Annotated in this window: 8 protein-coding genes; 2 read left to right on the forward strand and 6 right to left on the reverse strand. The window is 39.4% G+C overall.

Annotated elements, in window-relative coordinates; genetic code table 11:
• Window positions 1-114 precede the first annotated feature (114 nt).
• The 4 genes from RIB54_RS02865 to RIB54_RS02880 form a co-directional block, all read right to left on the reverse strand.
• Window positions 115-981 carry a DUF5777 family beta-barrel protein gene (locus RIB54_RS02865; RefSeq protein WP_350099190.1) on the reverse strand — a complete coding sequence of 289 codons (867 nt, stop codon included), beginning with the start codon at window positions 979-981 and terminating at the stop codon, window positions 115-117.
• A 5-nt stretch (window positions 982-986) separates the two neighbouring features.
• Window positions 987-1,535: a YceI family protein gene (locus RIB54_RS02870; RefSeq protein WP_350067056.1), complete on the reverse strand. Its 549-nt coding sequence runs from the start codon at window positions 1,533-1,535 to the stop codon at window positions 987-989.
• A gap of 41 nt (window positions 1,536-1,576) precedes the next feature.
• Window positions 1,577-2,368 carry a hypothetical protein gene (locus RIB54_RS02875; protein ID WP_350099191.1) on the reverse strand — a complete coding sequence of 264 codons (792 nt, stop codon included), beginning with the start codon at window positions 2,366-2,368 and terminating at the stop codon, window positions 1,577-1,579.
• A gap of 261 nt (window positions 2,369-2,629) precedes the next feature.
• A complete protein-coding gene (locus tag RIB54_RS02880; RefSeq protein WP_350099192.1) occupies window positions 2,630-4,300 on the reverse strand; it encodes an alpha/beta fold hydrolase in 1,671 nt (556 codons plus the stop codon).
• Window positions 4,301-4,579: 279 nt separating this feature from the next.
• On the opposite strand from RIB54_RS02880, the gene RIB54_RS02885 reads away from it, so the two are divergent.
• Both RIB54_RS02885 and RIB54_RS02890 read left to right on the forward strand, forming a co-directional pair.
• Window positions 4,580-4,909, forward strand: a complete 330-nt coding sequence (locus RIB54_RS02885; protein ID WP_502879596.1) for a BlaI/MecI/CopY family transcriptional regulator — start codon at window positions 4,580-4,582, stop codon at window positions 4,907-4,909.
• Window positions 4,902-6,692 carry a TonB family protein gene (locus RIB54_RS02890; RefSeq protein ID WP_350099193.1) on the forward strand — a complete coding sequence of 597 codons (1,791 nt, stop codon included), beginning with the start codon at window positions 4,902-4,904 and terminating at the stop codon, window positions 6,690-6,692. Before RIB54_RS02885 ends, RIB54_RS02890 begins: the two co-directional genes overlap by 8 nt.
• A 383-nt stretch (window positions 6,693-7,075) precedes the next feature.
• Here the strand turns inward: RIB54_RS02890 and RIB54_RS02895 are convergent, their stop codons facing one another.
• Entirely contained in the window at window positions 7,076-9,883 is a 2,808-nt protein-coding gene (locus tag RIB54_RS02895) for a S8 family serine peptidase (RefSeq protein ID WP_350099194.1), read from the reverse strand.
• Between the two features lie 220 nt (window positions 9,884-10,103).
• Complete coding sequence (locus RIB54_RS02900; RefSeq protein ID WP_350099195.1) at window positions 10,104-10,541, reverse strand: hypothetical protein; 438 nt, start codon at window positions 10,539-10,541, stop codon at window positions 10,104-10,106.
• Window positions 10,542-10,557: the final 16 nt, after the last annotated feature.

Here is a 10,557-nt window from a genome sequence, read left to right on the forward strand (position 1 = left end):
TTACATTCCAACATCTGGATTATAAAAAAGGGCGGTTCGTTGAACCGCCCTCACGCTTAGCACGGTTGACTAACTTAGTTGGCATAAGTTAGTTTTGTGGTAGCGTATTCCTTACTATTTCAGTTGAAATGTTCTTGATACATTGAATCCAAAATGGATTTCTCCTTCAAAAAAGTCGTTCGTTGTTTCTGACACAAAGCCTTTAGGAATCATGGAAGTAGCATTGGTAAACTGCAGTTGAAATACATGCCCACCAGTCTCAATGTCAACACCTATTGCGATGGCATCTGTTGTATTGTCATTCAGTTTTTGAAACTGATGATAATACTCCACACATAAAGCCAGGCGCTGCGAAAGTTTAATACGCCCTCCCACCCCTAATGCAAACACATCATTGTTCTCATCCTCTTCGCGGATCAGGTTCCTATGCACCAATGTTGGCATTAACTGTAAGGAAACTCCACTGCTCAGTTTACTGGCAATTAACAGCTGATGAGAATTGGCCACCTTATCAGAAAAGGACAAGTCGTTTTCAGGATCTTTCAATGTTTTGATCGCAATGGTACTCAACCAGGTTGCAGAAAAAAGCATACTACCAGCCCCTTTTGACTGACGAATCAGACGGTATTTGACAAAACCATCATAAGTTTTCTCAAATGAACTTCTTCCTACACCAAGGTAAAACCGATCTGAAAATGCATATTCCAAACCAATACGCATAGTAGCATTATCTAAGCCAAAAAGGTCATATGTACCACCGTCAATGGTGCCAAATCTGTGAGCAATGATAAAATCCATCACTCCTCTTTTTCTCGTTTCAATAGTATGGCCATTGATCAACCTGGTTCCTTTAAAAGTAGCCTCTACCATGGTCTTCTCATTACTCTGCTCAGCTTCCAAACTAGCCAGCAGGTCATCCTGCGCCCATACTGCTAATGAATAGCACAGTACAAGTGAAGTTATTATAAATCGTTTAGTCATGATGGTTATAATGAAAAGTTAAATGAGGCCTTTACTTCCACTACTTCTGCTATATTCTTGATTACCAGCCTCGGCACTTCTATATCAAACTCCGCTACTTTTATTTCAAAAGCCGTTGCCGCTGCTAGTTTTGAGCCTACAACATCAAACTTTACCATGGTTTTTAAAGGTTTCTTAACGCCATGAATTTCAATCTCTCCATCCGCTTCCGCTTCAAAGCTTCCGTTTTTAGAGAAATCCAATTCAGAAAAGTTGCTTATCACCCCTTTAAAAGTGGCCTTTGGGTATTTGTCTGACTCAAGGTAATTTTCGTTGAAATGCTCTTCCATCAAACTCCTTTCGAAGTGGAAGCCTTTGATCAACATTGAAACTGCCAAAATGCCTTTATCAAGGTCAATGGCACCGAGTACCTTCTCATTTAGGGCTTCAATATTTTCCATTGGTGCCTCAGAAAAAAAGGAGGCTTTTCCATTATGGTCAACGATTGGAGTTTGTGCCAACGCCTGGCCAACAGTGCCCAAAGCAATCAAAACCGTTATTATTCTAGTTTTCATAGTGTTCAAGTATTTAATCTTAATTTATGTGATTGATATTCTTAGTTTTCCAAGGCACCGTCATCTACCCAGCAGGCTATCATGTCAATCTGAGACTGAGATAGTGAAGAGCCTAATGGCATAGAGCCGTTTCCCGTTCTGGCTTTAATTCTGCTTGCATTGGATTGAATACTGGCGAAAGTGTTGAGGTTTGGCGACCTGCTTCCATTATGACAACCACTTACTGCACAGTTATTGGCGATAATACTCTTGATAGAACTTTCGAAGCTCACACCTGATAACACTTTGACACTTTGAGTAATCTCACAACCAGTTTGGTCTTTTACACTAACAGCGTAATCTCCAGGTGCCAGATCTGTAAAAACATTGCTCGACTGTGCAGTATTTCCATTAATACTAAATAAATAAGGTTCTTCACCTCCTGTTGCTGAAACATGAATAGCTCCATTTGAAGTGTCACAGCCGGAATGATTGACTACTACCTCTTCAAGGTTGACACCACTTTGATTTTGAATTGTTACAGCCAGTTCAACACTACAACCTTTAGCGTCCGTGGCTACAATAACATATGAACCTGCTTCAACATTTAAAAATACCCCGTCTGTACTTGTTCCTGCTTCTGAGCTAAACTCATAAGGTGCTTCTCCACCTGTGGCATTAACAGAAAAGCTTCCATTTGAAGCGCCACATTCGGCATTAGCGCTCTCAACAAGTTCTATTTGAACAGGATCAGTTGAACAATCTATTTTTGGAGCCATTTGCTCCCATGTACATGACACTGCACTCGTAAAGAGCAAAATGCTCACGATACTTAGCCCTCTTTTAATTTTCATAACTAAAATTTGTATCTCTTTTAACTTTCAGTAGCTCAGGTAATCTGACTTCTCCTATTGAATTTTCTTGGAGGGTATGGCAATCCCCCGCCTTACATAGGGGGACGCCAGTCTATCAATCAACCCAAACTATTATTAATTATGATACAAAGGTAGGTGGGCCTAAGGCCTTTGAGCTAGAACAAATCCGGTATATAGTTTAACATTTCCGACATGATTTTGGGAAAAATCCGACAGCATGCAACAAAACCGACATTTAGACTAATATCTATCCTGAAGTATGTCGGATGGGCTTTGGCCAAACTCTCTTTTGAAGCTTTTTGAGAAGTAAGATGGGTTAGAAAACCCAATTTGAAAGGCAATTTCGGCAATATTATGTTGATTGTCCAACAGCAGCTCCTTTGCCCTGTGAAGTCTTACTGAAGAGATCAGCTGATTAGGAGCTTTATTGGTTATAGCTTTTAGCTTGCGTTGAACCTGACGTTCACTCATACCAATTTCCCTGCAAAGCATATCCACACCAAACATCTCATCTCCTAAATGTTTATCTATAATCTGAAGCACGTTTTCTAAAAACGAGTCATTTTGAAACAGGGGCCTCCCTAAGAAATCAGCCGGTTTGTCGTTACTTTCCAGATGATCAGTAATCTGATAAAGGCTGAGTGTTTCCCCTGAAGTTGATTCCAAAATGGTTTTATACTGCGTAAAATTCAATCCTGCTCCAGACAACAAGAACTTGACAGCCTGGGTAATCAAAATTTGATTGGGTTGTGCAGGTGCCAGAATTGATGTTATTATGCTTTGGGTTTTATCACCAATAAAATGGGCTTGATCTACAGCTCCTTCTTTGATATGAATACCAATGGTCAGTTGAACATTTTTGCTTTTCAAAGCTCCTATCATATCTATACTACAGTGAGCAGCTTTACTTGGCCCTTCAAAAATCGCCACAAAACTATGCTGACCATACACTACAATCTTGCCACGGTATTGTATCACCAATTTACTAATGAGCTTCTCTATATTACTTGATCCCAATTCCGGAGGGTGAATGCGAGCAGCAAGAATCGTATAAAGTCTCTCTTCATACACCTTCACTGGATTTGTATTAAGGATAAAGGCTTTCATTTCTTCCAGAACTGCCCGGGTATCTCCTACCCAGAATAAGTGATCGCTGCCCTCAAGCTCTACAAACCTTGCTTCCTTAATCCTATCTGCAATAAACCTACCCTCTTCAACCTTCACATCAATATCATGCGTCCGCTGCATCAGCAAAGTGGGTACTTTGATGGAACCCAGAATGTTTATGATATCAACTTCAGTATTCATTTTGGTAAGCACCATGGCAGCACTTGGGCTTGCTCCAGATCGGAAATAATTAGCAAGCCAGTCCATAAATACTCTGTCATCAGCTTTAGAAGGTGCCAGAGACTCTAAATTCATATCCCCACTTCCCCAATTGTTTTCAATCATGTCATACACCACCTGGCGTTGCTCATCAGTTGGTGCCCATGGATATTCAGGGGCATATCTTCGCTTGGCAAATATTCCAAAAGCAATCAATGAAATGACACGGTTAGGATAAGTAGCCGCAAATAGAGCTGATACACATCCGCCCTCTGAATGACCAAATAGAATGGCCTTCTCAGAGCCAACGGCATCCATCACAGCCCTGATGTCATCCATTCTTTCCTCCAGTGTCGATAGCTCCACCACCCTATCAGAAAGCCCCGTACCCCTTTTATCAAACAGGATCACACGACAGATTTTGCCCAGCTCTTGTAAAAAGTCGACAAGTTCAGGACAAGCCCACATCCAGTCGATATTGGAAACCCAACCAGGAATATATACAAGGTCTATTGAACCGGATCCGAAAACCTGATAGGCGATATTAATACGTCCACTTTTAGTATACTGGGTAGCAGGCCTCATAAATATTTATAAAAAATATCAGGCTACTAAATTATTCTGAAATGATTAAATAAACTGGTTTTTTAGCATTTTTTATGCTGTTTATAGCCTTTTTTTTCATATTTCCAGATGCAGAAGTGTTTATAATATACTCACACAACAACTAAGGTTTTTGTTATTAAACTAATTTTATAGTTGTTAAACTAAAAAATTAGTCTTATACTTGTTTTGTGTACAATAAACAGTCAATAGATGAAAGAATTAACAAGAGCTGAAGAACAGGTAATGCAAATACTTTGGGTGCTTAAAAAAGCATTTGTAAAAGACATTATAGAAAAAATGCCTGAACCGAAACCTGCATATAATACCGTTTCTACCATTGTTAGAATACTGGAACAAAAAGGTTTTGTAAATCATAAGGCCTATGGTAAGACGCATGAGTACTTCCCTATTGTTGCCAAAGACAACTATAGCAAGTTCTATCTTAACAACTTTCTATCAGGATACTTTGGAGGTTCATTTCAAAACCTGGTGTCCTTTTTTGCCAAGCAAAATGACATGGATATTAAGGAGGTAGAAGAGCTTTTGAAGCATGTTAAAGGAGACATAAACACAGAAGACAATGAATAATTTTATAACCTACATACTCGAAGTAAATGTATGTATTCTGCTTTTTGGAGCATTGTACTACTTACTTCTTAGAAACGAGACCGACTTTAAGTTTAGAAGGTTTTACCTGATCTCAGCTGCAATAATTGCCTTGATGGCTCCAATATTTAAGCTTGGGGCAATGCTTATAGGCAATGTCCCTGTAAATGAACTGCCTATTACAATACTACCTGAGCTTGTTATTGGTGAACAAACAGTAAATGCGCTTGAAGTTGAAACCACTACAAATTATTTGCAGTACTCTTCTATTGTATACTGGATAATTGCCGGTCTTTTGCTTCAGTACTTCCTATTTCAATTGATGCAGGTGGTTTGGTTTACCTTCTCTAAAAAGACCTCAATTAAAAAGGAAAACGGTATTATCTGGATTGAGACTAATGGCACACTGCCTACTTTTTCGTTCTTCAACCTCCTGTTTTATGATAACTCTATTGCGCTAACAGCAACGGAGAAGGAAAGAATTGTAAATCACGAGTTAGCACATATCAAACAGAAACACTCATGGGATATTGTTCTCCTGGAAGCATCAAAAATACTATGTTGGATAAATCCATTAGCATGGTACATGCGCAGAGAGATACAGGATATCCATGAATACCTGGCTGATGAAAAAGTCGTAGCTGTAACTAACTCTGAAGAATACAGAAGTCTATTAGCTAAAATGGCCCTAAATCAGGCTCACCTTAGCATAGGCCATCATTTTAATAAATCTAAAACCCTCAAACGAATACAAATGATAACAACAATCAAAGAAAAAGTGAAAAGCTGGAAAATGGCTTTGACCCTTCCTGCCCTATTGTCAATGGCCATTATTGTAAGCTGTAATGATGAAGTAATGCAAGACATTGATACCGTGATGGAAACCGCCACTCAGATGGATGTACCTGCTAACTTGATGGATGAATACAAAGGATTAATTGCCAAGTTTCCCAAATCAGATTTCGTATATATGGAAGTTGATGCCAATTCAAAGGAAGAGTTGCAGAGCCTTCAGGGTATTGACCCAAAAAGCATAGCATCTATGCATGTTATGAAAGATGAGGGTAAAATAGGAATTTTTCTCGACCGCTCTGGAAACTTTCAACAAATGAAACAGGCTAATTCTGCAGATGGTGTTTTCACTATTGTTGATGAGCCTGCAGCACCAAAAGGTGGTTACGAGGCATTTTATAAATGGTTGGGTTCTGAATTAAAATACCCTCAACAAGCCAGAAAACTTGGCGTGCAGGGAAAAGTATATGTCCAGTTTATTGTTAACGAAATTGGAGAAATTACTGAGGTAACCGCAGTAAAAGGAATTGGAGCAGGTTGCGATCAGGCAGCTGTGGATGCTGTGAGTGCATCATTTAACTGGTCTGCACCAAAACAAAACGGCAAAGCAGTAAAGCAAAGAATTATATTGCCTATTACTTTCTCACTTGGTGATGAAGGCAGTAATACTGCCACTTTAAAAATTGGTCAAGAGGAAAATGAAATCCCAGAGACTATAGAAGTTGAAGATAACTCCGAGGCCTACAAACCTATGATGGTTGATGGCCTTGATTTTAGTAATGGAAAAGTTTCAGGTACTGTTACAAATCACCTTGCTAAGCCACTTCCTGGTGTTAATGTAGTTGTTCAAGGCACAACCACCGGAACAGTTTCAGACCTTAATGGAAATTTCAAAATAGAGGCACCAAAAGGAGCCAAACTGGTTTTCTCATTTGTAGGAATGGAGACCATGGTACTGACAATGAAGGAATAATTTTTGGTTAATTGCTAAATATAGTTGAAATGAAAAGAAGGTATTTCAAAAGTGTTTAAATATCGTCTTTGCGAGGAATCGAAGCAATCTTAAGCTTTCTTATGAGTCCTTATTAGAGATTACTTCACTGCGTTCGTAATGACGCTTAACTTTTGAGATACCTTTCTTTTTTATGATTAAATTTAGAATAGCCTTAAAACAAAAAAAGCCGGATTATATCCAGCCAGCTCGGGAGAGTTTCCCTGTTTTGCGATAGTCTACTTTATACTTGGTCACTAACGCTTAATTCTGCAATAGCATTGCTATTGTTTTGTACTTCAAAGGTAAAAAACATCTTTGGAACAACCAAATGAAGTTTTTGTTAAGGTATTGCAATGTAATTATTATCTCGACTGCTGGATAATGATTCTGCCAGAAGCCATTCCTTCAGGGGTTTCTATCTGATACAGGTACAAGCCATCTTCTATATTAGGTATAGCGACATCATTTATGTCAGAGTAAAGGCTTTCTTCTAAAATCAATTGCCCCGTTCTACTGATCAATCTGAATTTTAACGCTGCTCCTTCAAAGTCCTTGGTGTAAACCACCAAAAAATCATCGGCCTCTGCGGGGTTAGGAAAAACAAAAGCCAATGTAGTGCTGAAATAGTAAATTCTAATGACTTCTGATAGCAGGGTTTCACCATTATCAAACTTAATTATGGCCCTATATTCATTCCACCCTTCCTCAGGCTGTTCATCATAAACTACTATCTCCCTTAACGAGCCTACAGCAATATTTAGGTACCAAGGGTTAGTATCATTTAACCTGACAAACCCTATTTCCTTTACGCCATAGGTCAGCGCCAAATAAGCAGTAAGCTTAATTCTATCATCTTCTATTTCAGCTACAAACCCATTTGAATAGCAATTAGTACCCAGCTGGTCATAATCAAAGGTTTCACTACCAATTCCTAAAAATCCATTTTCATAGATCGGTTTAACACTGTATTTAGTAATGCCATTGGCCTTATGCACCACCAGTGATGTATCAGCAATAGTGGTAAAATATTCTAAATATGGACCTTCATCAAAAGATGATAGCTGGTATGACTGGGCCTTGGGGTCTTTACTCCATTGCAGCAAAACAGAATCACCGCAGTTAAAACCAATGCTTGATCTCAAAGTCTTTGAAAGGGAGAAGATTTCTGTTTCATAACTAGCACCATTAATAACCATTCGGACTTTGGCCGGACCGATTAAATCTTCTGTGTTCCAACGGTAGCGCTCGCGCTTAAGGTTAACATTGTCACCTATCAATGCCCAGGTATTGCCATTATCCATGCTGTATTCAAGCATGCCAGTACCTGCAAAGCTTGTCTCCCAGCGCAGATAGCCAGCTGTTTCACCATTATAAGGCATATTATCACCTGCTGAAGGTGAAGTCCAAACAAATTGATCTGATAGCTCATAGCTATAGGTAATGGCAAATGATTGCGGCCCCTGAGGTACATCAAAACCTTCAATGGTAATGCCATAGCTTCCCTCTGCAGGATTATCAACTACAACCTGCTCAATGTTATTGGTATGATCGGCACCTTTTTGTGCGGGTAACGCCAATGACTCTTTTGAAGCTGAAGCGTCTAAAACCCATGGTTGATAGGTTCCCTCATCAGATGTTACTGTTAAATCCAAGTCATTGACAAGGGCTTTGGAAGCATTAACTTCAGCGGCAGGATCATTCCAAACCAAAGTGATTTTAAGCTGACTAACATTAGCAGGAAGGTCGATATTAAAACCCTGACTTTCCCCCTGACTCACTGTACTTTCAAAATGCTGACCAGAGGCAATGGCCTCAATACTTTTTAGGCCATTAACATTGCCATAGCCAGTCTTAAAGTCAGGGCCTGCATTGCCTATATCATCAGCGGTATTGATTAAAACTGACTTCACCAGGGCTGAAGTAGGCAAAACTCCATTCATCTCAAGGTATTTTTCCTGCACAAGTGCTGTGAGTCCTGATACCAGCGCAGCACTATTGGAGGAGCCAACGGCACTATAAGCCACTACTTCTGGTTTAATACGACCATCATAGGCAGGGCCAACAGAAACAAAGAAGGGCACATTGTTCACCGTATCCACAGAGCCAACCACCAATACATTTTTTGCCATTTTAAAATTACCGGTAAGATTGGCATAACCCGCTATCCCACTATAATCTCCAGACTCGGAGGTTGCCTCTCCTTGATTTCCAGAAGAAAAAACATGGAGCAGTTGTTTGTTGTCATTAGCACTTTGGTCAAATCCCATGGCCTTTGTTCCATACAAATTCTCAATTTCTGTTCCATAGCTATGATTTTGAACAGATACATTAAGGTCTTTATAATCAGTATTTTCATCAGGAAATACATTTTCAAAATTGGAAGATGTAATCTTGGCCTGTTTGGCTACTCCTCTGCCAGTAACAAAGGAGTTTCCAGCCCCTGCAATTATAGTAGCCATTTCTGTGGCATGATTATCCAAATCAGGGGATTTTAAGTCTGAGTCAACAGTTCGGCCTACAAGGTCAATATCAGTATCATTAAATGCCTGCTCTTTTATGGACACCACAATTGACTGACCATCGAGTGTTGGATATTGGGCGTGAATAGCATTGATCCTGTTTGGGTTGAGGTTCATGTCCAGCACCCTAGTTTCAGTCTTAGCATTGTTAGATTCAATACCAACATAAAGGATGTTTGAATTACTAAGAAAGGCTGGCCTATCCTTAATGCTTTTAGCATTTACCGTATAGGTTTTTCCTCCAATCTGCTTCCAGCTATCAGGCACAAGGTTATTGTCAAGTACCTGAACAGTAAGCTCTTGTGGCCATTGACTTCCAAACAAAAGCTGGTCAGAAAGTTTCCATTGATCATTGACCGCCCAATGGTTTAAGAATAGAGCATTAGCAGATTCGAGCTTGGTGGCTTCAACAAGTAGAAGGTTATTGCTTACTCTTCTTTTAATATTAAAACCAGCCTCTCGCAGCGCATGCAACTTCGTTTGGTCGTTAATTTCAACAAGCCAAACACCTTTATTGAGTCTTGAATTTAGGCCACTTTTGCTGACAATCAGCTTGTTCAAATAATCCTCCTTTGTCTGTGAATAGGACAGACTGGCAAAGGCAATCGAGAAGACAAAAAGTGTAAATATCCTGTAGCTCCAACTTCGCATAAGTAGCAAATAAACTCAATTTTATGGATAGTGTTTATAACCCTAGGTGTCAAAGTAACTTTAATATTGTTTATTAGCTATCTACCACCCTTTCCGCACTTTTTTTAAGCTTATCTAAACCATGCTTTACTTAATTCTTGCATTGTTTTTAATAATGCAAAAAGGCCAGAATCTTCTGGCCCTTTGATTGAATGCAAAAAAGATTCACGGCATGTAACCTTTATTTGCTAAACGTAAACACATGCTCTCCACTTATTGAGTTTGTTCGACCGAGTCCAATGGTATTTTCACTCCAGGACAGGGATATCACTAACGCAAAGTCATTAAGTGTTATAATATTTATTACCGTATCATCATCTCTAACTATTGCCGTGGCTTCTTCATTGGCAAACTGCCACGTTCCAGATGCGGGCCAAACTTCACCTCCATTTTGGGAAGTAAAAGTGCCATCACCAAATGACAAGGAAAAACCTTCAAATAAATCGTTTTGATCTAATCTATCAACAGTAACGGTTTGAACATTCCAGGTAGATTCTGATAACTGAGCGGTTACTTCAGCTTTCAATTGTGCTGAATCAACAGGTGTCGCTTCATCGTCATCATTACAGCTAACTAAACCAGCTGCGATAATAATGAGCATAGATACTATAGTTTTCATATTTGATGTCTTTAAG

The sequence above is a fragment of the Fulvivirga sp. genome (genome assembly GCF_040218215.1).
In the GTDB taxonomy this organism is placed as follows: domain Bacteria; phylum Bacteroidota; class Bacteroidia; order Cytophagales; family Cyclobacteriaceae; genus Fulvivirga.

What these genes read in the sequence shown, in the direction of transcription:
- RIB54_RS02875 (WP_350099191.1), bottom strand. Translation starts at nt 2,368, where the DNA reads ATGAAAATTAAAAGAGGGCTAAGTATCGTGAGCATTTTGCTCTTTACG.
- RIB54_RS02880 (WP_350099192.1), bottom strand. Translation starts at nt 4,300, where the DNA reads ATGAGGCCTGCTACCCAGTATACTAAAAGTGGACGTATTAATATCGCC.
- RIB54_RS02870 (WP_350067056.1), bottom strand. Translation starts at nt 1,535, where the DNA reads ATGAAAACTAGAATAATAACGGTTTTGATTGCTTTGGGCACTGTTGGC.
- RIB54_RS02900 (WP_350099195.1), bottom strand. Translation starts at nt 10,541, where the DNA reads ATGAAAACTATAGTATCTATGCTCATTATTATCGCAGCTGGTTTAGTT.
- RIB54_RS02895 (WP_350099194.1), bottom strand. Translation starts at nt 9,883, where the DNA reads ATGCGAAGTTGGAGCTACAGGATATTTACACTTTTTGTCTTCTCGATT.
- RIB54_RS02890 (WP_350099193.1), top strand. Translation starts at nt 4,902, where the DNA reads ATGAATAATTTTATAACCTACATACTCGAAGTAAATGTATGTATTCTG.
- RIB54_RS02865 (WP_350099190.1), bottom strand. Translation starts at nt 981, where the DNA reads ATGACTAAACGATTTATAATAACTTCACTTGTACTGTGCTATTCATTA.